Annotated in this window: 19 protein-coding genes; 7 read left to right on the top strand and 12 right to left on the bottom strand. The window is 69.9% G+C overall.

All coding sequences use genetic code 11. From position 1 onward, the window contains the following. Positions 1-125: 125 nt before the first annotated feature. On the top strand, positions 126-494 hold the full coding sequence (locus tag FMP39_RS13625; protein WP_228557962.1) for a nuclear transport factor 2 family protein: 369 nt from the start codon (positions 126-128) through the stop codon (positions 492-494). Between the two features lie 287 nt (positions 495-781). Next, positions 782-2,101 (top strand): alpha/beta fold hydrolase, encoded by a 1,320-nt coding sequence (locus FMP39_RS13620; protein ID WP_141590316.1) that lies wholly within the window; start codon positions 782-784, stop codon positions 2,099-2,101. Here the strand turns inward: FMP39_RS13620 and FMP39_RS13615 are convergent. From FMP39_RS13615 to FMP39_RS13595, 5 genes are all read right to left on the bottom strand, one after another. Then, positions 2,073-3,170, bottom strand: a complete 1,098-nt coding sequence (locus FMP39_RS13615; RefSeq protein ID WP_141590315.1) for a TrkA family potassium uptake protein — start codon at positions 3,168-3,170, stop codon at positions 2,073-2,075. The genes FMP39_RS13620 and FMP39_RS13615 overlap by 29 nt on opposite strands. Before the next feature lie 13 nt (positions 3,171-3,183). Beyond that, positions 3,184-4,389 carry a twin-arginine translocase subunit TatC gene (locus FMP39_RS13610; RefSeq protein WP_141590314.1) on the bottom strand — a complete coding sequence of 402 codons (1,206 nt, stop codon included), beginning with the start codon at positions 4,387-4,389 and terminating at the stop codon, positions 3,184-3,186. Between the two features lie 48 nt (positions 4,390-4,437). After that, positions 4,438-4,986 (bottom strand): twin-arginine translocase TatA/TatE family subunit, encoded by a 549-nt coding sequence (locus FMP39_RS13605; RefSeq protein WP_141590313.1) that lies wholly within the window; start codon positions 4,984-4,986, stop codon positions 4,438-4,440. 132 nt (positions 4,987-5,118) lie between these two features. Next, positions 5,119-6,396 (bottom strand): MFS transporter, encoded by a 1,278-nt coding sequence (locus FMP39_RS13600; RefSeq protein ID WP_141590312.1) that lies wholly within the window; start codon positions 6,394-6,396, stop codon positions 5,119-5,121. 10 nt (positions 6,397-6,406) lie between these two features. Then, positions 6,407-8,455 carry a HAMP domain-containing methyl-accepting chemotaxis protein gene (locus FMP39_RS13595; protein WP_141590311.1) on the bottom strand — a complete coding sequence of 683 codons (2,049 nt, stop codon included), beginning with the start codon at positions 8,453-8,455 and terminating at the stop codon, positions 6,407-6,409. 93 nt (positions 8,456-8,548) lie between these two features. Between FMP39_RS13595 and FMP39_RS13590 the strand changes: the two genes are divergently transcribed. From FMP39_RS13590 to pyrF, 3 genes are all read left to right on the top strand, one after another. Further along, a complete protein-coding gene (locus FMP39_RS13590; RefSeq protein ID WP_141590310.1) occupies positions 8,549-9,592 on the top strand; it encodes a histone deacetylase in 1,044 nt (347 codons plus the stop codon). Between the two features lie 88 nt (positions 9,593-9,680). Beyond that, complete coding sequence (locus FMP39_RS13585) at positions 9,681-10,442, top strand: SDR family oxidoreductase (protein WP_141590309.1); 762 nt, start codon at positions 9,681-9,683, stop codon at positions 10,440-10,442. Between the two features lie 32 nt (positions 10,443-10,474). Continuing rightward, positions 10,475-11,341: an orotidine-5'-phosphate decarboxylase gene (gene pyrF, locus FMP39_RS13580; RefSeq protein WP_141590308.1), complete on the top strand. Its 867-nt coding sequence runs from the start codon at positions 10,475-10,477 to the stop codon at positions 11,339-11,341. Here the strand turns inward: pyrF and FMP39_RS13575 are convergent. Together FMP39_RS13575 and FMP39_RS13570 are read right to left on the bottom strand one after the other, a co-directional pair. Continuing rightward, the gene (locus FMP39_RS13575) at positions 11,322-13,895 is read right to left on the bottom strand and encodes a penicillin-binding protein 1A (RefSeq protein ID WP_141590307.1); all 2,574 of its coding nucleotides are present in this window, start codon (positions 13,893-13,895) and stop codon (positions 11,322-11,324) included. The two genes, pyrF and FMP39_RS13575, sit on opposite strands and share 20 nt — an antisense overlap. A 27-nt stretch (positions 13,896-13,922) precedes the next feature. After that, on the bottom strand, positions 13,923-14,879 hold the full coding sequence (locus FMP39_RS13570) for an RluA family pseudouridine synthase (RefSeq protein ID WP_011555863.1): 957 nt from the start codon (positions 14,877-14,879) through the stop codon (positions 13,923-13,925). 44 nt (positions 14,880-14,923) lie between these two features. Here FMP39_RS13570 and FMP39_RS13565 point away from each other — a divergent pair, with 44 nt between their 5' ends. After that, positions 14,924-16,390: a pentapeptide repeat-containing protein gene (locus FMP39_RS13565; RefSeq protein ID WP_026114249.1), complete on the top strand. Its 1,467-nt coding sequence runs from the start codon at positions 14,924-14,926 to the stop codon at positions 16,388-16,390. 99 nt (positions 16,391-16,489) lie between these two features. Here the strand turns inward: FMP39_RS13565 and FMP39_RS13560 are convergent, their stop codons facing one another. The 4 genes from FMP39_RS13560 to FMP39_RS13545 form a co-directional block, all read right to left on the bottom strand. Continuing rightward, positions 16,490-17,083, bottom strand: a complete 594-nt coding sequence (locus tag FMP39_RS13560; protein WP_141590306.1) for an MOSC domain-containing protein — start codon at positions 17,081-17,083, stop codon at positions 16,490-16,492. Positions 17,084-17,120: 37 nt separating this feature from the next. After that, positions 17,121-18,098 (bottom strand): MBL fold metallo-hydrolase, encoded by a 978-nt coding sequence (locus tag FMP39_RS13555; protein ID WP_141590305.1) that lies wholly within the window; start codon positions 18,096-18,098, stop codon positions 17,121-17,123. A 120-nt stretch (positions 18,099-18,218) separates the two neighbouring features. Further along, the gene (locus FMP39_RS13550) at positions 18,219-19,274 is read right to left on the bottom strand and encodes a DMT family transporter (protein ID WP_141590304.1); all 1,056 of its coding nucleotides are present in this window, start codon (positions 19,272-19,274) and stop codon (positions 18,219-18,221) included. Then, positions 19,275-20,252, bottom strand: coding sequence for a GNAT family N-acetyltransferase (locus FMP39_RS13545; protein WP_141590303.1), 978 nt, complete (start codon positions 20,250-20,252; stop codon positions 19,275-19,277). 190 nt (positions 20,253-20,442) lie between these two features. Here FMP39_RS13545 and FMP39_RS13540 point away from each other — a divergent pair, with 190 nt between their 5' ends. Further along, positions 20,443-20,961 (top strand): cytochrome c oxidase assembly factor Coa1 family protein, encoded by a 519-nt coding sequence (locus tag FMP39_RS13540; RefSeq protein WP_228557961.1) that lies wholly within the window; start codon positions 20,443-20,445, stop codon positions 20,959-20,961. Positions 20,962-21,038: 77 nt separating this feature from the next. Here the strand turns inward: FMP39_RS13540 and FMP39_RS13535 are convergent, their stop codons facing one another. Beyond that, positions 21,039-22,004 (bottom strand): electron transfer flavoprotein subunit alpha/FixB family protein, encoded by a 966-nt coding sequence (locus tag FMP39_RS13535; protein WP_011555870.1) that lies wholly within the window; start codon positions 22,002-22,004, stop codon positions 21,039-21,041. Between the last annotated feature and the right edge of the window lie 36 nt (positions 22,005-22,040).

Here is a 22,040-nt window from a genome sequence, read left to right as displayed (position 1 = left end):
CCAACACATGGTGGAGCAACCCGGTTCTTGCGATGTCCTCGCGCGCCGGGCGTGCGATGACATGAGGTGTCATTGTGCAATACCCGGAAGCTCCACCCCGCACGTCGCCTCAGACAAGGATCGCCATGCTTCCAGAGGAAGACTTCCTGGCCGCGGAGGAGGCGCTGAGACGGGCCATGCTCTCGAGCGATGTCGCCGCGCTCGACGCCCTCCTCTCCGACGACCTCCTCTTCGTCAGCCACACCGGCCACGTCCTCGACAAGGAATCCGACCTGGAATCGCATCGCTCGGGAGCCCTGCGCCTCACACGGGTGGACTTCACCGACACACATTTCCGCTACCTCTCCGCGGGCGCCGTGGTCGTCGTCCATGCCGCGCTATCCGGTGAGTTCCAGGGGGCCCGCTTCGAAGGGAACTTCCGTTACACGCGCGTGTGGCAGGTTGTGGACGACGCGCCCCAGGTCGTCGCGGCGCAGTGCACGGCGGTGGGTTGACTTGACTCCGGCAAGACGAGCGCTTATCCGTTGGCGCCAATGACGTCGCTAAACGCCATGTGTCGAATGTCGATGCCGGGTGGGCTCTCGCCCTCCAAGTTCGGCTGATGTCCGTCCGACCCTGGTGAGCCATCGAGCCCATCCACCCGCGAGGGTTGGTGGGCTCCGTCGTTTCTGGACGCGCGCCTCCCTGTCCTCGCCGCGCGCCTCCACCTGACGGCACGCCGTCTTCTCCCCTCCCTCCGCATTCAGGACGGCCGTTCCCGCATCGCTCCCGGAGAGTCTCCGTGCCCACCACCCACCTTCCCGCCCCGCGTGTCTTCGACGTCTCCCTGCCCGATTTGACGCTGGAGGCAGGCGCCCGCATCACGAACCACCTCGTCCGCGGCTGGTGGTGGGGCCCCGCGGAGGACGTCCCCTGGCTCGAGTCACGCGCGCGCGTCCTCTCCGAGGACGAAGCCCAGGCGAGCGCGCTGCGCGTCGTCCGCCGCACCGTGGCCGAACAGCAGGCGCTCGCGGCGGAAGCCCGTCATCGAGGCCCGGCCCGAGCCCCCGCGTCCGTCCCCACGGTGCTGCTGGTCCACGCGCTCACCGGCGACATGCGCGCGGGCGGCAAGGGCGGCTGGTGGGAGCCACTCATCGGCCCGCGGCGCGCGCTGGACCCGTCCCGCGTGCGGCTTCTGTGCTTCAACAACCTGGGCTCCTGCTACGGCACCAGCGGCCCGGCCGACGAGGGCTTCCCGCTGCGGACGGATGACGCGCGCTTCGGTCCGCCGTTGCCGCTGCCCAAGGGCGACCTGCGCCAGGACGAACAGCGCCTGCCCGCCACCGTCACGCCGTGGGACCAGGCCCGGAGCATCCTGCTGGCCATGGACGCGCTGGGTCTGGACGACGTGGAGCTCGTCACCGGCGGCTCCCTGGGCGGCATGGTGGTGCTCTGCCTCGCGGCGTTGGCGCCGGAGCGCTTCGCGCGACTCTTCCCCATCGCCACCACGGAGTCCGCCACCGCGTGGGTGGTGGGCCTCAACCACGTGGCGCGGCAGGCCCTGCTGATGGACCCGGGCTTCCCCGAGTCCCCCCGCCGGGGCCTGGAATTGGCCCGGCAGCTCGCGATGCTCACCTACCGCGCGGAGCCCGGCCTGGAAGCGCTCCAGGGCCGCCCCGCCGAGTGGTCCTCACGCGCGCTGCACCCCATGCACAGCTATCTGGAATACCAGGGCCAGAAGCTGGAGAGCCGCTTCGACGCGCGCGCGTACCTGGCGCAGCTGGGCGCCATGGACCACCACGACCTGTCACGCTTCCCGGGAGGCGGCCTGGCCCGCATCCGCGCGAGCGCGCTGTGCGTGGGCATCGACACCGACCAGCTCTTCTTCCCCAGCCACATGGCGACACTGGCGCGGCGGCTGCGCGAGCACGGCCTCCACGCCGAGCACGCCACGCTGTCCAGTCAGCATGGGCACGACGGCTTCCTGCTGGAGTGGGACGCCATGGCCGTCCTGCTCGCGCGGGCGCTCGCCCTGCCCACGGCCAGGAGCCCGGAGCACGCCTTCCCGCGCTGGCCGGAAGTGCGCCCCGCCCTCAACCCACCTTGCGGGACGAAGGCGTGACCACGGCCACCGGCGCGTGGTGGGACCACAGGGGCGGATCGGCCTCGTGGGTGAAGGCGCGCAGCCGCCGGTACTCCGGATAGGACGCCTGGAGCGACAGCACGTCTCCAGGCCGGATGACCTCATCCCCCTGCGGGTGGAGCCGCTCCTCGCCATTGCGTTGCAGCGACAGCGCCAGGCAGCCGAACCGGTCCCGCACCTCGGAGATGGTGAGCCCCGGCAGGCCCAAGCGCGCCTCGAACAGCGAGACGACCATCAGGTGCTTCGCCAGGTGGAACGAGTGGACGATGCGCGGGTCCATGGCCGCCAGCGCCATGGCCGGGGCCGCCAGCGACGAGCTGGAGAGCGCTTCCGCCTTGAACGTCTCGCGCACCTTGCCGCTCAAGTCGTCATCGAAGAGGCGGATGACCACGCGGATGTCCGGGTTGAGCTTGCGCGCATCCAGGGCGATGTTGAGGTTCGCCAGGTCGTCGTCCGTCGCGCAGACGATGGCAGACGCGTCCTTCACGTTGGTGCGAGGCAGGCACAGCGGGCTGCGCGTGTCGTCGATGAGCAGCGGCACCAGCTCGTCGCGCAGCGCGGACACGAAGGCCGCGTCCTCGCGCTTCTCCACCACCACCACGTCCTTGCCCATCTCCCGCAGCTGCGTCACCACGCGGTAGCCCACCCGCCCCGCTCCACACACCACGACGTGGCCCTTCATCGTCTCGGAGACCACTTCGATCCACTCCTTGTCGTTCTTGTGCCGGGCGAAGAAGAGGTACGCGAAGCGCACCACACCATCCGCGACCAGCGCAATGCCCGAAGGCGGAATCACCAGGTTGAGCAGCTCCACCAGCCAGTCGTCCACATAGGGTAGCGACGGTTGACCGTAGAGCAGGAAGTAGGTGTGGTGCAGCGCCTCGCCGAAGTCGATGCGATCGCCGTCCGGCCCGACGAAGCGCCAATGGAAAAGCAGCGGCCCTCCCAGGAATAACGCGGCGGACAGCACCAGCGTGGTGCGAAAGCGCCGCACCAGCGCCCGCAGGTAGCGCAGATTGGCCCGGAAGTGCCTGCGGGACTGCTTCATGGAGGCTCCTCGACTACGACGCCGGGGTGATGCCCGTTTCCGCCGAGTTCCGCGCGCGACGCCGCTCCACCATCCACACCAGCAGCACGCCCAGCTCGTAGCAGAGCAGCATGGGGCCAGCCATCAGCGACAGGTTCACCACGTCTCCCGTGGGGGTGATGATGGCCGCCGCGATGAGGCACACCACGAAGGCGTGGCGCTGGTACCTGAAGAGCCAGGAAGACTTCACCACGCCCACCACGCCCAGCAGGGCCATGACGAGCGGCAGCTCGAAGATGATGCCGAAGGCGAGGATGAGCAGCAGCACCAGCGAGAGCTGCTCGTGCATGGACAACATGGGCCGCGTCCACCGCGCCGCCTCATGCGCCGCGTGCGCCGTGGCCAGCTCCTTCTCCAACCGCCACAGCCCCGCCAGCTCCTCGGTGCGCGTGGGGGCGATGCCCGCCAGCAGGCTCGCCGAGCCGTCCATGGCCGCCGCCGCCGCCGCGAAGTCCTTCTTCTCGTAGGCCGTCACGGCCTCCACGCGCTTTTCCACCGCCTGCCGCAGCACGCCGCGGGACTGCGCGCCGTAGCCCACCGACGCCGCGTCCAAGAGCCGCCCCAGGCCATCCAGCCGCCCCGTCATCTCCACGCTGGCGGCGGGCGCGACCTCGGGCGCGGGTGCCTGACCCTGGCCCTCCGCGCGCAACTGGGTGCTCGTCTCCTTCGCGATGCGCCCCGCCTCCTCCGCTTCGCCCAGGCGCAGGAAGCGCAAGGCGTCATCCGCGCGCAGCCGGGCAGTGTCCAGGCGCTGCTCCAGCGCGAGCGTCTCCTCCTCGTTCAGGAGGAATTTGAACATGGAGGGCAGCACCGCGAAGTAGCAGAAGGCGGCGCCGAGGAGGAAGGCGATGGAGCCGAACGCCACGAAGGGCGCGGCGAAGCGGCGCTCCTCCGGATACAGGCCGGGCGAGACGAAGCCCCAGATCTGCATCAGGATGACGGGCGTGGTGAGGAAGATGCCGCAGTACACGCCCACCTTCATCAGGACGTTCAGCTCTTCGATGCCGGACGTGTAGATGAGCGAGCGATTCTCGGGCGGCAGCGCATCCAGCACCGGCTGCATCAGCAGGCCGAAAATCGGCTTGGCGAAGACGAGCGAAATCGTCCCCAGGACGAGCACGGCGATGGTGCACCGCATGAGGCGCGAGCGGAGCTCCGTCAGGTGATCCGCCAGACTCATGCGCAGCTCGGAGTCGGCACCGGGGTTGATGGGCGGGGGGCTCAGGACTCAGCTCCGTTTCGGGGCGTTGCGCGCCACCGTCCCCGGGATGGGCGACAGCGTGGGCGAGGTGGCGGAGGAAGCAGCGGGCTCGGGCGGCGCCTCGGCGGTGGGCTCCGCGCCCGGCTCCGCCGTCGCGGCGTCCTGCGCGGGCGTCTCCCCGGCATGCACGTCGGAGGTGGCCACCTCACGAGGCCCCTGCGCGTCCATTTCCAGCACCTGCGTGGGCGACGAGGGCTGAGGAGTCGCCGCATCGGCCGGAGGCGACGCGCCGTCCGTGGCGGGAGGCAGGGTGGCCTCGGGCCCCCCAACGGCCTGCGGCGGCTGGGGGGCGAAGCGCGTGCCGGGCCGCACGGGCGCGGTGGGAGGCTCTCCGATTTCCTGGTCCATGGCGTAGAACTCACGCTCCACGACGTTGCGGACCTCATCCGTCTGGCGGCGGAACTCGCGCAGGAACTTGCCGATGCCGCGCGCGAGCTCGGGCAACCGCTGCGGCCCGAGAATGAGCAGCGCGGCCACCAGGATGAACACCATTTCGCCTGCGCCGATGTTGAACATTTTTCCTGACGCGCTCCCCGGAGCAGCCCGGTTTATCGCGCCCCGGGGAGACAGGCGCAACCGTTCGTCTCGCCAAAGCATCCGCCCGCCACCCGGAATGGGCGGCAGGCAACCCGAAGGCTCCCTTTCATACTACGCGTGAGAATCCGCCCCGGGCGAGAGCGGAACCGCCATTCCTTGCGAGGGAGCCACCGCCAGCGCCCGTGCCTGCTCCCTGCTGCGCACCCGCCGCTCCACCACCCACAGCAAGGCGGGCAGCAACAGCGTCAGGACCATGGACACTCCGGCCATCCGGGGGATGCCGCCCAGGGTCCCGTCTGGCAGGTCCGTCAGCAGCCGGGCGCTGAGGAAGGCCCCCACGGCGGCGGCCATGTGCTGGACGGCGGACTGGAGCGACATGAAGCGCGCACGCACCGGGGTGTCCGGCACCCGGGACGTCAGCGTGTTGTACGCGACGTTGCGCGTCCCCATGGCCACCATGAAGAGCGTGAAGATGACGGGCACGGGCATCCAGCGCGGCAGGTGGACGAAGCCCACGTAGGTGGACAGCAGCACCAGCGCGGAGCCCACCGTGCCCACCTTGAAGGAGCCGTACCGGTCCACCATGGGCCCCGCCACCCGGAGCGTCGCGAAGCTGGCGATGCCGCCGACGAAGTACGGCAGCCAGAGCAGCTCCCGCGGGTAGCCCACGTTCTGCTGCAGATAGGCGGATAGGTTGGGGATGAGGACGAAGCCCGCCATCATCACCAACGCCGTCATCACGTACGACAGCTGGATGTCCCGGTTGCCCAGCAGCTCGAGCACGCCGGCCTGTTTGCGGGGCCCCGCGTCCAGATGGCCGCGCACGGGTGGCAGGTAGAAGATGGCGCCCAGCACCACCAGCAGGCCCATGGCGGCCACCCCGAAGAAGGGCACGCGCCAGCCGCCGAACTCGGCCAGCTTCAGCGCCATGGGCACGCCCGCCACCGAGGCCACGGAGAAGGCGCCCATCACCGCGCCCAGCGCACGTCCGCGCCGCTCCACGGGGACCAGGTCCGCGATGATGGACAGCGACAGCGACGTGGCCGGCCCGCCGAAGATGCCCGCCACCACGCGCGCCAGCAGCAGCGTGGACATGCCCGTGGCGAAGCCACCCGCCGCGGTGGCCACCACCAGGCCCAGCATGGACACCGCCAGCGCCTTGCGGCGGTCGAAGCGGTCCAGGAAGTAGCCACCGGCCAGCCCCGCCACGCTGGCGGCCGCCGTGTACGCGCCGCCGATGATGCCGATGTGCGACGACGCGATGCCCAGCTCCTTCGCGAAGTCCGGGCCCAGCGGCATCACCATCACGAAGTCCAGGATGTTGACGAACTGGACCGCGCCGATGAGGGCCACCACGGCGCGCTCGGAGACCTGTCGTTGATTCGGCATGAAGACGTGTCTACACCCGGAAGCGGCGAACCTCCGCACGGAGGATTTCCGCCTGACGCTGGAGGTTGTCGATGGCCTCCTCCAGCTGCTTCACGGAGCGTGTCTGGTGCTCGGACACGCCCTTGATGGTCTCCACCGCCTTGAGCACCTGCTCGCTGCCCTTCGTCTGCTCCTTCTGGGCACGGTTCAGGTGGGTGACCATCTCGTTGATGCTCTCGATGGAGCGGGTGATCTGCTTGCTGCCGTGCGCCTGCTCCTGGCTGCTGCGCTGCACGTGGGCGGTGAGCGCCTTCATCTTCTCCGCGCTCTTCATGATCTGCTCGCCGCCGCGGGCCTGCTCGTTGGAGGCCTTGGAAATCTGCTGCACCGTCTCGCTGATGCGGTGGATGGAGGCCGTCACCTGCTTGCTGCCGCGCGCCTGCTCCACGGTGGCCCGGGCAATGGCCTTCACCATCTGCGTGGACTTCTGGGTGCTGTCGTTGATTTTGCGCAGCGCCCCTTCCGCCTCCCGGCCCAGCTGCACGCCCTCCTCCACGCTGCGCACGCCCTGGTTCATTACCACCACGGCGTTGCGGCTCTCCTCCTGGATGCTGCGGATGAGCTCGGCAATCTCCTTCGTGGACGCGCCGGTGCGCTCGGCCAGGTCCTTGATTTCCTCCGCCACCACCGCGAAGCCCTTGCCGTGCTCCCCCGCCTGCGCGGCGATGATGGCCGCGTTGAGCGCCAGCAGGTTCGTCTGCTCCGCCACGTCGTCGATGACGTTGAGGATGTTGCCAATCTCGGAGATGCGCCGGCCCAGGCTTTCAATGACGTGGGCCGCGCTGCGGCTGGTCTCCTTGATGCGGTCGATGCCGGTGAGCGTCTTGCGCAGCGACTCCACGCCCGTCTGCGCGTCGTCGAAGACCTGCTCGGACAGGCGGGCCGTCTCCTTCGCGTTGGCCTCCACTTGACCGATGGCGGCGTCCATCTGGCTGATGGCCGAGGACGTCTCCTCCGTGGAGGCGGACAGCTCCTGGATGTTGGTGGCCACTTCCTTGATGGAGAACGTCATCTCCTCGATGGCGCTGGTGGTCTCCTCCACGCTGGCGGCCATGGCCTGGACGTTCTCCGCCACCTCGTCGTTGGTGGCGGCCATTTCCATGATGGAGGAGCTGCTCTCCTCGGCGCTCTGGTAGAGGACCTCCACGTTCTCCGCGATGCCTCGCAGCGAGGCCATCATCTCCACCATGGAGGAGGACGTCTCCTCCACGCGCGCCTGCACCGTGCCCGCGCCGGACGACACCGTGGTGCCCGTGCGGTGAATCTGCTCCACCACGCCCGCCACCACGTCCGACACGCCGCGCACCCGGCCCAGCGTGTCGCGCCAGCTCTGGGCGATGCGGTTGAGCGCCTCGGCGAGCTGGCCCAGCTCGTCCCGCGTCCCCACGTCCACGCGGCCGGTGAGGTCCGCCTCCGCCAAGCGCCGGGCCATGCCCATCATCGCGTCCAGCGGCACCAGGATGAAGGCGCGGGAGATGAAGAAGGCCACCAGCAGGAACAGCGCCAGACCGATGCCGAACGCGAGCATCACGACACGCTGGAGTTCGGTGAGGACCGCGTCCAGCCCGGAGTTGTCGAGCACCAGCAGCGCCTGCCCCACCACGCCGCCCGACAGCGTCACCGAGCGCGCCACGGAGCGGTCACCATTGGCGAAGCGGAAGCCATCCAGCGGCTGGCCCTGCCGGGCCTTCAGCTCCGCCAGGAACCACGCGGGCGGCTCGGCCGGGTGGGTGGCCAGCACCTGACCCTCGCTGGAGAGGACGGCCAGTACCTTGAAGTCATCGTCGCCCGCGCGCAGCCGCTCCAAGCTGTCGGGCAGGGCCGCGGCGGGCTGGGCCATCAGCATGCTGACGGCCTGACTTGCGCGGGCCTCGCCCCGCTTCTGCAGGCGCTGCTCCAGGTGGGCTTCCACGCGCGAGGGGACGACGAAGAAGAGCGTCCCCAGGATGAGGGCGAGGACGAGCGCGAAGGAGCCCAGCAGCAGGCTGCGCAGGCCGGGTTTCTTGAACCGGAGAGCCAAGACGAGGCACTGTAGGGAGGGAAACACCGGCAGGGCAAGAACAGGGCGCCAACGCGGCCTGTCCCCCGGGGGCGCTGACTTCCCGCCTGGCGGATGCGTAAGGTCATCCCGATGTCCTCCACCCTGCTACTGACGGACCCCCTCTTCTTCCAGCACGACCCTGGGCAGGGCCACCCCGAGTCGCCCTCCCGGCTGCGCCGCATCCTCGGGGTGCTGGCCAGCACGCCGGTGAAGGGCACGGTGATGACCGCCCCGCGCTCCGCCACGGAGGCGGAGCTGGCCTCGGTCCACACGCCGGAGCTGCTGGCGTACCTCCAGCGCATCAACGGGCACCGCGCGCAAATCGACCCGGACACCCAGGTGTCTCCCGACAGCGTGGACGCGGCGCGGCTGGCCGCGGGCGCCTCCGTGCAAGCGGTGGAGGCGGTGATGAAGGGCGAGGCCCGCAACGGCTTCGCGCTGGTGCGCCCGCCCGGGCACCATGCGGAACCCGACAAGGCCATGGGCTTCTGCCTGTACAACAACGCGGCCATCGCCGCGGAGGCGGGCCGGAAGCTGGGCGCCGAGCGCGTGCTGGTCCTCGACTGGGACGTGCACCACGGCAACGGCACGCAAGCGGCGTTCTGGTCGCGCCGGGACGTCATGTACCAGTCGGTGCACCAGTTCCCCTACTTCCCGGGCACTGGCGCCGCGCCGGAGGTGGGCGTTGGCGCGGGCGAGGGCTACACCGTCAACGTGGGCCTGCCGGGCGGCAACTCGGACGCGGACTACGGGATGATTTTCGAGGAGCTGCTGCTGCCCGTGGCGGAGGCGTACCGGCCCCAGCTCATCCTCGTCTCCGCGGGCTTCGACTCGCACCAGCACGACCCGATTGGCGGCATGGACGTCAGCGAGCGCGGCTTCGCGGCCATGTGCTCGGCGATGAAGTCCCTGGCTGACAGCGTGTGCCAGGGCCGGCTGGTGCTGCTGCTGGAGGGCGGCTATTCGCTGGAGGGCTTGTCCCAATCCGTGCATGCCTGCGTGGAGGTGCTCGCCGGGCGCAAGGACAGCTTCCCCACGGGTGAAACGCACGCGGACGCAAAGGACGCGCTGCGGGCGAGCCGCGAGGCGATGCGGCCGTACTGGCCTCGCGTCTAGACGTTGGCTGGATGGCGCGCCGCGGCTCGCGCCGCTGTTCATCCCCTGCCAACCGTGCCAGAAGCCCGGCAGCACACGGGAGGACTGCATGGCGGAGATGAGCTACCGGACGGCGTTGGTGACGGGTGCATCCAGCGGCCTGGGACGCGGGCTGGCGCTGTGGCTCGCCAGGCGGGGCGTCCGCGTGTTCGCCGCTGGACGCCGCCTGCCACAGCTCCAGGCCCTGCGGGACGAGGCCCAGGCGACCGGCGTCACCGTGGAGCCCGTGGAGCTGGACGTCACGAAGGCGGACGCCACCCTGGAGCGCATCCGCGCGCTGGACGCGGCAGCGGGCGGGCTGGACATGGTGGTGGCCAACGCGGGCATCGGCGGCACGACGAATGCGAAGCGCCTTTCGTGGGAGCGCGTGCGCGGCATCATCGACACCAACGTCACCGGCGCCGCCGCCACGCTGAGCGCCGTGCTGCCCCAGATGGTGGAGCGCAAGCGCGGGCACCTGGTGGGCGTCTCCAGCCTCGCGGGCTTCCGCGGGCTGGCCGGCCACGCGGCCTACTCCGCGTCCAAGGCCTTCCTGTCCACCTTCATGGAGAGCCTGCGCGTGGACCTGCGCGGCACCGGCGTGCACGTCACCTGCATCTATCCCGGCTTCGTGAAGAGCGAGCTGACCGCCACCAACAACTTCCCCATGCCCTTCCTCATGGAGACGCATGACGCGGTGGAGCTGATGGGCAGGGGCATCGTCCGGGGCGACGCGGAGGTGTCCTTCCCCTGGCAGCTCGCGGTGCCCACGCGCATGGCGAAGGTACTGCCCAATCCGCTCTTCGACGCGGCCGCGCGGCGGCTGCGTTGACCTTCCCTCCTCCCCTTTCCCGGAGCCGCCCTGTGACGACGCCACAGCCCTTCGCCCACCGTTTCAGCCAGCTAGCCGAGCAGCGCTCACCGTTCTGCCTTGGCATCGACCCGTCGAGAGACTTGCTGACGCGCTGGGGCCTGCCCGACAACGCGCGGGGCCTGCGCGACTTCTGCGAGCGCGTGGCCGACGCGGCGGGCAGCTCCGTCGCGGTGGTGAAGCCGCAGAGCGCCTTCTTCGAACGCCACGGCCCCGAGGGCCTCCAGGTCCTCCAGGAGCTGATGCGGCGCTTCAAGTCCGTGGGCACCCTCACGCTGCTGGACGTGAAGCGAGGGGACATCGGCTCCACGATGGAGGCCTACGCCGAGACAGTCTTCGGCGAGGGCAGCGCCTACGAAGCGGACGCGGCCACCTTCACCGCCTACCTGGGCCTGGGCGCGCTGCTGAAGACGCTGGAGCGGGCGCGCGCATCCGCCGCCGCCGCCTTCCTGGTGGTGCGCTCCTCCAACCCGGAGGGCACGTCACTCCAGATGTCGCGCGGCGAGGACGGCCGCACCGTGGCGGAGGCCCTGGCGGACGGCCTGCGCGCCTTCAACGAGAAGCCCGGCCAGGACGCGGCGCCGGTGGCGGGCGCCGTCATGGGCGCCACCCTCCCCGACTCGGACCGCGGCGTCATCGAGCGGCTCGGCGGCGCGCTGTTGCTCACGCCCGGCATCGGCGCGCAGGGCGCCGGCTTCGACGACTTGAAGCGCCTGTTCGCCGGGCGCGAGGCGCAGGTCATCCCCACCGCCACGCGCTCGGTGCTGGAGGCGGGGCCGGACACCACCGCCCTGCGCCAGGCGCTGGAGCGGCACCTGGCCCCAGCGCGCGCCTTCCGCGCTACTGCGCGCCCATCATGAACTGATCCACGTCGACCGTGTTCTTGTCGGGCACCGCGTCCTTCGGCTCGGTGCCCTTCTTGAAGAACATCAGCTCCGAATCCCGGGAGCCCGCGGGGGCAATCTTCCCCGTCTTCTTGTCGATGTGGAGCCGCACCAGGTCCATGGACTGCCACGGGTAGAACTCGGACTGCGGCCGGCCCTCCAGCGCGCTCTTCATGTAGTTGAGCCAGATGGGGAGCGCGGCGCGGCCGCCCGTCTCGTAGCGGCCCAGCGGATGCGGGTTCAGGTCGTAGCCCACCCACGCCACCGTCACCAGGTCGCGGGTGTAGCCGGCGAACCACGCGTCGAAGGAGTCGTTGGTGGTGCCCGTCTTCCCCGCCGCCGGCTTGCCCAAGCGCTGCGCCGGGCCGCCGGTGCCCTGGAGCACCACGCCGCGCAGCAGGTGCGTGAGGATGAAGCCGGCCTCCGGGCTCATCACCTGCTCGCCCGGCTCGAAGAGGCGCGCGTAGCCGGCGGCCACGCGGTCCTGCAGGGGCGCCCACGCGTCGTCGAAGGCCGTGTGGTCCTCCAACGTGCGGCCCCAGCGGTCCTCAATCTTGCGGATGAAGTACGTGGGCTTCTTGCGGCCGTAGCGGTTGAAGGTGGCGTAGGCGTTGGCCAGGTCCACCGGGTACACGCACGAGGAGCCCAGCGCCGCGGAGAAGTCCATGTTCATGGGCGTGGTGATGCCGAGCTTCGTGCTCCACGCGGCCATGTTCTTCACGCCCACCGCGCCGAACGTCTTCACCGCGGGCACGTTCAGCGAGTTGACCAGCGACGTGCGCAGCAGCACCTCGCCTTCGAACTTGTCGCTGTAGTTGGCCGGCTTCCACGACACCTTGGTGTCCGGGTCGTGCTCCACGATCGGCGAGTCCACCAGCACGGTGGCCTGCGTCCAGTTCAGCTGCTCCAGCGCCGCCGAGTACACGAAGGGCTTGAAGGAGCTGCCCGGCTGACGGCACGCCTGGAAGGCACGGTTGAACTCGTTGTCGTCGAAGTCGTAGCCGCCCACCATCGCGGTGAGGTACTGGCGGTGGGGGTCGATGGAGACGAGCGCGCTCTGCGCCTCGGGCGTCTGCTCCAGGCGGAAGAGCTTCACGCCCTCGCTGGGGATTTCGTCCGCGAGCTTCTTGTCCCACTGCTCCTTGTCGTCCGTCAGGTCCTTCTTCGTGACGTGGCGCACCACGATGACGTCGCCCTCGGAGATGGCCTTCTTCACCGAGCTAATCATCATCGCCGGGTAGTAGCCCTCCGGGTTCACCTTGCGCGCCCAGCGCATGCCCAGCAGCGGCAGCCGCCCGGCGTGACCGCCCACCTGCACGTCCGCGCCCTTGCCGTCCCCGTCAATGGACGTGACGACGGCGACGTAGAGCCGGTTCTCCACCAGCTCCTTCGCGCCCATGAGCTTCTTCGAGCGGTCGATGAAGGCGCGGATGGCCTCCTTCGACGCGAGCTGCTCCACCGGGCCGCGCCAGCCCTGGCGCTTGTCCACCGACAGCAGGCCGTGGAGCACCGCGTCCTGCGCGGCGCGCTGGCGCTCGCTGTCCATGGTGGTGAAGACCTTGAGGCCGGCCTTGAGCAGCACGGGGTTGCCGTACCGGTCCACCACGTCCTTGCGCACCTGCTCCACGAAGTACGGCGCGAACTCGTGGAACACGTCCTCCACCGGGTACACCTTCACCTCTTCGGCGTTGGCGGTGTCGTGCTCCTCCTGCGAAATCATGCCCTCCACCAACATGCGGCGCAGCACGTAGGAGCGGCGCTTGCGGGCCGCCTCCGGGCGCAGGAAGGGCGAGTAGCGGCTGGGCGCCTGCGGAAGGCCCGCGATGAGCGTCATCTCGCCCAGCGTCAGGTCGCGCACGTCCTTGCGGTAGTAGTTCTCCGCCGCGCTCTGCACGCCGTAGCTGTGGTGCCCGAGGAAGACGTTGTTGAGGTAGAGGTAGAGAATCTCCTCCTTCGTCAGCGACTCCTCCAGGCGCCGGGCGAGGATGGCCTCGCGAATCTTGCGGGTGAGCGTCTTCGCGGTGGCGGACTTGTAGCCCTCCGCGGAGATGAGCACCGCCTTCGCGGTCTGCTGCGTCAGCGTGGAGCCACCCTGGATGCCGCCCGAGCGCAGCCCCAGCTTGGAGCTCACCGTCTTGAAGCCGGCGCGCGCGGTGCCCAGCACGTCCACGCCGAAGTGGTCGAAGAAGCTGGAGTCCTCCGACGCGATGAAGGCCTGCACCAGGCGCTTCGGAATCCGCTCGTAGGGCACCACCTTGCGGCGCTCTTCGTAGAACTCGCCGGCCAGCACCGCGTCATCCGTGTAGACCTCGGTGACGATGGGCGGCCAGTACTCGTCCACCTTGGGGATGGCGGGCAACCCATCCGCGTACACGTAGTACACGGCCGTCACGGCAACCACGGCGCCCGTGGCCCCGGTCAGCGAAAGCCATCCCGCGGTCTTCAGGAGGAACTTCCACCAGCGCTTGGAGGGGACGCCGTCGAGCACCAGCTTCGAACGGCTGCGGTCAGCGGATTTAGGGTCGGACATACGCGTTTCTTTTGTGCCTCGCGGGCGTCAGGGCACCAATGCGGCCCGCTTGAGCACATCTCGGAGCTCGACGGCGAGGGGAGCCTCGACAGCCACCTTCGCGCCGCCTTCGGGATGCGGGAATTCGATGCGCTCGGCGTGCAGGAACAACCTTTTGAGCCCCCAGCGCGCCCGCACGTCGCGGTTGAAGGCGAAGTCACCGTACTTCTTGTCCCCAGCCACCGGATGTCCGATGGCCGCCAGATGCCTTCTTATCTGATGCGTGCGCCCGGTCTCGATGGCGCAGGACAGGAGCGCCGCCTCGCTCGACTGCTTCACGACCTTCCACCGGGTGACGGCCGCCTGCATGTTCACCCCTCGACGGGCCTTGGACTCGGCCGTCTGTTGGTGTTCTGACAGGGGCAGGTCGATGACCCCGGAGTCCCGGGGCATCTTCCCCTTCACCAGGGTGAGGTAGCGCTTGCGGGACAGGCCGTGGGTGAAGACCTCGGTGAAATGCACCATGGCCGGGCGCCGCTTGGCCACCAGGATGACGCCGGAGGTCTCCCGGTCCAGCCGGTGGGCGGGCGAGGCCGCGAAGTCATTGCGGACGGCCTTGGGCCCCAGGTAGGCGCGCACGTAGTCCACCAGCGTTCCGCCGGTGATGCCGCTGCCGGTATGGACGGCCATTCCGCTGGGCTTGTCCACGGCCATGAGCCAGTCGTCCTCTCGAAGGATGACCAACCGGCTGGGGTCCACCGGTGGTGGAGGCGGGTCCACTTTCGGACGTTCCGCCCCCACGAGCTGCTGCTCGTCGCCGCGGATGGTGAGCACGTCTCCTTCTGACAGCAACTGCTCGGGTTGCGCACGCTTCCCGTTCACCCGCACCTTCTTGGTGCGAATCATCTTGAAGAGGTGGCTCACCGGTACATTGGGGAGCCGTTTGCGCAGGTGCTTGTCCAGCCGCATCCCGGCGGTGTCGGCTTCGATTCGATACTCGATCATTTGTGCTGGCGCATGGACCAGACCATACGAATAATCCCGGGTCCATGGCGAAAGCCCCCAGTATCGAGAAGCTTCTTCAGAGTGGCTCGGCGGAATGGAACCGGATGCGGAAGTCCGGCCAGGTCGCCACCGACCATACCGGCGCCACCTTCACTCAACTGTTCTCCGCCAACACCGACCTGTCCGGGCTGGGCCTCATCGGCTCGGAATGGGACCGGTGCGACCTGTCCAAGGTCAACTTCCGGGACGCGGACCTTTCCAATGCCTACTTCCACGGCGGCCGGCTCCAGGACTGCGACTTCCGAGGTGCGAACCTCGAAGGCGCGACGTTCGAAAAGCTGAAGCTGCTGCGGTGCGACTTCACGGGCGCCAAGGGGCTCGACGACATCGAGATGGACGACGTGGACATGGACCGCGTCGTCGGTCTGGACGGCGAGGAGGCCCCGCCGCCTCCGCCGCCCCCCGCCCAGGGCATCACCGCCTTCACCCGTGAGCAACGGGAGAAGGCGCTGGGCGTACAGGCCGCCGCGGCGCTCCAGGGTGAGCCCGTTGGCGATGAGCTGCCCCCCTTCCGGCCCCAGGACCCTCCTGGTTCGCTCTTCTTCCGGGCGCTGAAGCGGATGGGCGTGCCTCCGCTGTGGGTGCTGGACGTGCCGGGCCTGCGCCCGCTCCTGCCGCAGCGGCTGCCCCCGGGCAGCTCGATGGAGACGCTCTACCGTGAGGCGGTGAAGACGCGACTGGAGAACAAGAAGCCCGCGGCGGACCCGGCGGTGGTGGACCGCGCGCAGAAGGCGCTCCGCATGGGCGCCAAGGACGCCCCGGTGGCGGCCATGTACCTGCGCGAGGTGGGCGTGCTGCCCCTGTTCCGCTTCTCCGCGGCGCAGGTGCTGAAGGGTGCGCTGCGGGAAGAGGTGGAGGTGGATGACCTGACGGGCTCCATCGACCCGCGCACCACGGGCGCGCTCCTGGAGCTGCGCTTGACGCACGAAGTCGTGGAGCACCTGCAGGAGGCGCGGCGCCGGCTGGCGGCCACGCAGCTCTACACGTCGCTGCTGGAGGCGGGCTTCAACCCGGAGAACAACTGGGACGAGGCGCTGGAGTCGAGCGACGCGTCGATGGAGCTGGCGCAGCTGGCCACGGGTGAGGACCGCAATGCCCTGCTGGAGGGCTTCCAGGTCTTCGCGGCGCTGCCGGACGAGGCCCGGCTGCGGCGGCTGGCCTACCTGGCCGAGTCCGTCACCAACCTGGAGCTGGTGAGCCGGCTGCCGGAGGGCATGGAGCCGTCGTGGCTCACGGGCCCCGAGACGCGCGAGTGCCACGAGCGGGAGATGACGTACGTCCAGTCGCTGAAGGCGGAGGAGATTCCCGCCAAGGTGGCGGCGCTGGCGAAGGAGGAGCTGGGCGTGCCCGAGGGTGAAGTTCCCGAGGAGAGCGACGGCGACCTCTTCGTCCACCTGCGCTGTGACGTGTGTGGCAAGGAGAAGCTCATCGTCCAGTCACCGGAGGAGTAACCGCCCCGGTGCAAGTCGAAGCCCGCGGGGCCGCGGGGTCCGGGATACGCTCCCGGACCTGGCGGCCCCGTGGTGTTTCTGGAGCACGGGTTCGCGGTGCTACACGCCGGACGAAGGGAGCACGTACGTCACGGGCCTGGGCAGCACCACCTTCACGGTGTCCCCCGCGCGGATGATGCCGGGGCGCTCCACCCAGGCCACCAGGCCCCGGCGCTGCCATGCGGCCTTCACGAAGCGGCTCGCCAGCTTCTGCACGTCCGGATGATGGGCCTCGATGACGCGCCCGGGGCCGATACAGGGCTCGTTCTCCCCTTCCACCACCAGCGTCGTGTCCTCCGGGAAGAACAGGCGCGTGCCCGGAGGCAGATGCGTCAGCCGAGGCACGCCCACCACCTCCAGGTTCGCGCCCAGCCATGACGCCAGCACGCGCGGAATGCCGAGCGTCTCCGCGACCTGCGCCAGCTCCTCCGTCGACACCAGAGAGAACTGCCGCGTGTTGCGGATGGGCGTGCCCTTGGGAAACCACGGCGTGCGCACGTCCGCCGCCCGCGTCAGGCCCGCGTGGCGGTCGCCCTCCAAGCCCTCGAAGGACACCCTCGCCTCGGGCAGTTCCTTCGTGACGAAGCTCTTGCGCTCGGTACACACGAGGACGCGCACGATGCGTCCTTCCCACTGCGGCGTCTTGCGGGCCATTGCCGTCCTTCTACCGAACCCCGTCTCCCGCCGCCTGTCAGAACAGCCCGAGCTGCTGCGGCTTCCCGCCCAGCGGGCGCGCGTCCATTCCCGCGTCGCGCAGCGCCTGCGCCAGCTCCTCCGCGAAGCCGTGGCACGTCAGCACTTCCCGCGCCCCGGTGGACTTCGCGTAGGACACCAGCCCCGGGAAGTCCGCGTGGTCCGACAGCGGAAAGGCCACGTCCGCGCCGTAGCGCCGCACCGCGCCCCGGTCCACCGCCCACCCCGTCAGCACCGCCGTCGCCCGAGGCCACAGCGGCGCCAGCGCCCCGCCCCGCGCGTGGTGCGGCGGGAAGAAGAGCACCTCACCCGGCTCCACCTTCCCGTCGTAGCAGCGCAGATTTTCAATCGGCACGCCCAGCTCCGCGTAGAGCTGCGCCACCTCGTAGATGGAGGAATGCGCCACCAGTGGGAAGCCACGTCCCGCCAGGTGCTTCATCGCCTCCTGGCTCTTGCCCAGCGGATAGCCCAGCAGCACCGGCACCGCGCCACGCTCCAGCTGCATCCGCAGCCACGTCTCCACCTGCCCCAGCACCTCCGGACGCGGCGGGAAGCGGTAGCGCGGATGACCGAAGGTGGACTCGATGACGAGCGTGTCGCACTCCGCCACCTCCGTCGCCTCGGCCGTGAGTGACGGCGCCACGTTGAGGTCCCCGGTGTAGACGATGCGGCGCCCATCCGGCCGCGTCACGCGGAGCTGCGCGCTGCCCAGGATATGCCCCGCCGGCAGCAACTCCAGCACCAGCGGCCCCAGCTCGAAGGGCTGCCGGAAGGGCACCTCGCGCGGCTCACGCACCAGCCCCAGGCGATGCGTCATGAAACGCAGCGTCGCCGCCGTGGCGATGGTGCTCTCGTGCCGGGCAATGTGGTCCGAATGCCCGTGACTCACGAAGCACAGCGGCGACTTGCGCTTCGCATCCAGGGACAGGGGGGTGCCCGTCAGGTGCATCCCGTTTCGCCGCAGCTCCACACTCATGGGAAGGGCCCCGGGTATAGCGCGTCCACTCGCCGGTGGCCGCCTTCACTTCACCACCCTGCCCGCCCGGCTGGTGGACAGGCCCCAGGATGGCTGCGCGCATGCCCCGCGGCAGGGCCGCTACCGCGCTGGCGCCCTCGCACGCCACCATCCCCAGGCCGCCGCCCCCACCTCCGACATCAACACGCCCGACAGGATGAGCGCGCCGCCCAGCCACTCCCGAGGCCCGAGCGTCTCGTAGCCCAGCAGCACCGAGTACAGCGCGGCGAACACCGACTCCAACGAGTAGATGAGCGCCGCGCGCACCGCCGTGGTGCGCGCCTGCCCCCATGTCTGGAGGCTGATGGCCACCGCGCTGGCGAACACACCGCAGATGAACACCGCCCCCACGAAGGACGGATGCCACGCCACGCGCCGCTCCACGAAGGGAAGGCACAGCGCGGACAGCAGCGCCACCGTCCAGAGCTGCACCGCCACCAGCCCCATCACCCCCTGCTTCGGCGCATGCCGCTCCGTCATGAGGATGTGGCACGCGTAGGCCACCGCGCAGCCCAGCGACAGCACATCTCCGGACGACAGCCCGCCACTGCCAAGCCCTCCGTCCGGCTGCGTGAAGAAGTAGAGCCCCACCGCCGCCGTGCCCACCCCCAGCAGCGAGGTGAACTTCGGCGCCTTCCGGTAGAGCACCATCGACAGCAGTGGCACCAGCAGCACGCACAGCCCAGTGATGAACGCCGAGCGAGAAGGCGTGGTGGTGGTGAGCCCCACCGTCTGAAGCGAGAACCCCAGGAAGAGGAAGGTGCCCAGCATCGTGCCGATGCGCAGGTTGCGCGCCGTCAGCACCTGCCGCCCCGCCAGGGCGCTCAACACCACCGCGCCCACGATGAAGCGCAGCGTGAGGAAGCTGAACGGGTCGCCGTGCCCGAGCGCGTCCTTCACCACCACGAAGGTGACGCCCCAGAACGAAGTGATGAGCGCCAGCGCCCCATCCGCGCGAAGTCGCTGCGACCGCGACGAGGGCTCCGTGCCCCCCTCCAGCATGTCGGACGTCGAGGTGCTCATATCGCGCGGTCCACCGGAGAGGATGACGCCGGGCTCGCCAGGTGACGTCACGGCGGCCACGGCCGCGGGCTTTTTGACGCAGCCCGGGCGGCCGCGCAACCTCCGGCGGCGCACCTACAGGGTGCGCTCGACGACGACCAGCCGCTTGGAGCGGCCCGTGGCATCCCAGGCCTCGTTGGCCTGCTGGGTGAGCGTGGCGTCCGCTCGCCGGAATGCCAGCCGCTCGAAGGTGCGCAGCGACGCCGTGTTGTCGTCGTCCACGTCCGCGAAGACGTGCGACTGCCCCTGGCGTCGGGCCTCCTCCATCAGGCACTCCAGCAGCCCCGTGGCCACGCCCATTCGCCGCACGCGGGGCGCCACCACCAGGGAGCGCACCCAGACGCCCTCCAACTGCAAGCCCTCCTGCCGGTAGGAGTCCACCCAGGCGAAGCCGTGCATCCGTCCCTGGGCGTCGAAGGCGCCCGCCGCGGCGCCCCGGCGCTCCGTGGCCTGCAGGCCCCAGCGCTCGCGCAGCTGACGGCGCAGGAAGCCTGGAGACACCACCAGCCGCTCACGGGCGAACGCCAGGAGCGCGTCCAGGTCGCCGGCCGTCAGGAGCCGCACCTCCAACGGCCCCACCAGGCGGCGACGAAGCGGCAGCGACCATCCGGCGAAGAGGAAGTCCCACACACCCCGAGACACTAGCCGGGTCCGAGGCCAGGCCCACGCCGTGGACGCGGCCTGCTGCGCCAGCCGCAGCGCCGGACGCAGCGGTCTGGGCAGTGGAACCACCCAGCGGCCCCTGCGGATGGCCACCACCCGGCCCAGCGTCACGCCTCCCGGGGCGTCCTGGGACCCCAGCAGCGAGGCCGTCCGCCACGGCCGCGTGGACACCACCACGTGCGCCACCAGCTCGCGCCCCTGCCGCATCAGCGCGACGTCCCCGGTCGCCAGCGAGCCCGGGCCACAGCGCATCACCCGCACCGAGTCCCCGGCCCGCAGCAGCGGAAACAGGCTTCGCCCCGCGCCACGCACCCACAGCCGGTGCCCCGGAGGCAGTGCCTCCAGCACGTCCAACAACACCTCTGCGGAGGAGGATCTGCGCGAAGGCATGCGCCCAGCCTCACGTGCTCCCCCGGCCCTTGGGAGCACTCACGAAATCTACCTGTTGCCCGGTACACACACCAACCGTTGGCGGTGCCGGACGGCTTCCGCGCGTTCCCCGCGAGCCTCGGGAGCGAATAAGAGGAAGCCGCGCGTGAAGTGGGAGGAGGCGGCCATGGACACAGCAGAGGAAGGTTCAATGGCGCCTCGGCCTGGCTGGTGGAGCCGCCACTGGCGCTGGGTCCTTCCGCTGGGATGCCTGGGGCTGCTCGCCTCGTGTATCGGCCTGGGCGTGCTCGCCACGTACCTGGGCTTCTCCTCCCTGGGGCAGTCCGACGCGCACCAGGAAGCCGTGGCCATCGCCAGCGGCGACGCGCTGGTGCAGCGCGCGTTGGGTACGCCCATCGAAAGTGGCCTGCCCCGGCGCAGCTCCGTGCAGAGCCGCAACGGTGTCTCTCGCGCGCAGTTCTCCCTCCCGCTCGAGGGGCCCCATGGCAAGGGCACGCTGCATGCGCAGGGTGAGAAACGCGGAGACGGCCCCTGGCAGTTCAACCACCTCATCGTCGCCCTGAGCGACGGCACGCTCATCGACCTGCTCCGAACCGAACCACCCAAGCGTCCCGAGCTGCCACTGCCCGCCGAGCCGCCATACGCGGACGAGGCCCCGGAGCCCGGAGAAGTGGCGCCGCGCGACGCGGGCCGCGACATCGAGCTGTGAGGTGAAAATGCGAAGGGGCGGCGCGGGGAGGTCCCCACGTCGCCCCTTGCGTCAGGACACGTCCGTGCCCTCCGGTACTACTTCAGCTTCGCCAGCTCCGCGCGCAGCTCGGGCAGCACCTTGAAGAGGTCCGCCACCATGCCGTAGTCCGCCACCTGGAAGATGGGGGCCTCGGGGTCCTTGTTGATGGCGACGATGGTCTTCGAGCTCTTCATGCCCGCCAGGTGCTGGATGGCGCCGCTGATGCCCGCCGCGATGTAGAGCGCCGGAGCCACCACCTTGCCCGTCTGGCCGACCTGCAGGTCGTTGGGAACCCAACCCGCGTCGCACACCGCGCGGGACGCGCCCACCGCGGCGCCCAGGTCGTCCGCCAGGCCTTCAATCTCCTTGAAGTCGCCCTTGGTGCCGCGACCACCGGAGATGACGACGCGAGCCTCGGTCAGCTCGGGACGCGCGCTCTTCACTTCCTTGAAGTCGACGAACTTCGTCTTGGAGGCCTCGACCTTCGGGCTGAAGGTCTTCACCTCGGCGGCGCCCTGACCGCCAGCGGCGGCGGGGAACTCGGTGGCGCGCAGGGTGAGCACCTTCACCGGCGTGGTGAGCTTCACGTCGGCGAAGACGTTGCCGGCCCACATGGGACGGGTGAAGGTGATGTCCGCGCCGCTGCCGTTGATGGCCATGACGTCGGTGGCCATGGCGGCGCGCAGACGGCCGGCCACGCGGGGCAGCAGGTCCTTGCCCTGCGCGGTGGACGCCATGCCGATGTAGTCCGCCTTCAGCTCCTGGGCCAGGGCGGCGATGGCGGGCGCGTAGGTCTCCGCGAGGTAGTGCTCCAGCTCGGCGGCGGCGCCCAGGTGGACGGCCTTCGCGCCGTAACCCTTGAGCTCGTCAGCGACCTTCGAGGGGTCCTTCCCCACCAGGGCGATGTGAAGCTCACCACCGGCCTTCTCCGCGAGCTGCTTACCGGCGGAGATGGCGTTGAGGGTGGCCTTGCGGAGGTTCCCGTCCGGCTGCTGCTCGGCGACAATGAGAACGATAGGCATTTGGATGACTCCGTAGAGAGTGTGCGGAAGGGCCGC

This window comes from Myxococcus sp. AB056 (assembly GCF_006547365.1).
Classification (GTDB): domain Bacteria; phylum Myxococcota; class Myxococcia; order Myxococcales; family Myxococcaceae; genus Myxococcus; species Myxococcus virescens.
The sequence above is the reverse complement of the archived record's forward strand: the minus strand, read 5'-3'. Positions and strand labels throughout refer to the sequence as shown.

Coding starts and splice junctions, on each gene's coding strand:
- FMP39_RS13555 (WP_141590305.1), bottom strand. CDS start 18,098: ATGAGTGTGGAGCTGCGGCGAAACGGGATGCACCTGACGGGCACCCCC.
- FMP39_RS13565 (WP_026114249.1), top strand. CDS start 14,924: ATGGCGAAAGCCCCCAGTATCGAGAAGCTTCTTCAGAGTGGCTCGGCG.
- FMP39_RS13590 (WP_141590310.1), top strand. CDS start 8,549: ATGCGTAAGGTCATCCCGATGTCCTCCACCCTGCTACTGACGGACCCC.
- FMP39_RS13570 (WP_011555863.1), bottom strand. CDS start 14,879: ATGATCGAGTATCGAATCGAAGCCGACACCGCCGGGATGCGGCTGGAC.
- FMP39_RS13540 (WP_228557961.1), top strand. CDS start 20,443: ATGGCGCCTCGGCCTGGCTGGTGGAGCCGCCACTGGCGCTGGGTCCTT.
- FMP39_RS13535 (WP_011555870.1), bottom strand. CDS start 22,004: ATGCCTATCGTTCTCATTGTCGCCGAGCAGCAGCCGGACGGGAACCTC.
- FMP39_RS13585 (WP_141590309.1), top strand. CDS start 9,681: ATGGCGGAGATGAGCTACCGGACGGCGTTGGTGACGGGTGCATCCAGC.
- FMP39_RS13610 (WP_141590314.1), bottom strand. CDS start 4,389: ATGAGTCTGGCGGATCACCTGACGGAGCTCCGCTCGCGCCTCATGCGG.
- FMP39_RS13625 (WP_228557962.1), top strand. CDS start 126: ATGCTTCCAGAGGAAGACTTCCTGGCCGCGGAGGAGGCGCTGAGACGG.
- FMP39_RS13615 (WP_141590315.1), bottom strand. CDS start 3,170: ATGAAGCAGTCCCGCAGGCACTTCCGGGCCAATCTGCGCTACCTGCGG.
- FMP39_RS13600 (WP_141590312.1), bottom strand. CDS start 6,396: ATGCCGAATCAACGACAGGTCTCCGAGCGCGCCGTGGTGGCCCTCATC.
- FMP39_RS13560 (WP_141590306.1), bottom strand. CDS start 17,083: ATGGCCCGCAAGACGCCGCAGTGGGAAGGACGCATCGTGCGCGTCCTC.
- FMP39_RS13575 (WP_141590307.1), bottom strand. CDS start 13,895: ATGTCCGACCCTAAATCCGCTGACCGCAGCCGTTCGAAGCTGGTGCTC.
- FMP39_RS13545 (WP_141590303.1), bottom strand. CDS start 20,252: ATGCCTTCGCGCAGATCCTCCTCCGCAGAGGTGTTGTTGGACGTGCTG.
- FMP39_RS13605 (WP_141590313.1), bottom strand. CDS start 4,986: ATGTTCAACATCGGCGCAGGCGAAATGGTGTTCATCCTGGTGGCCGCG.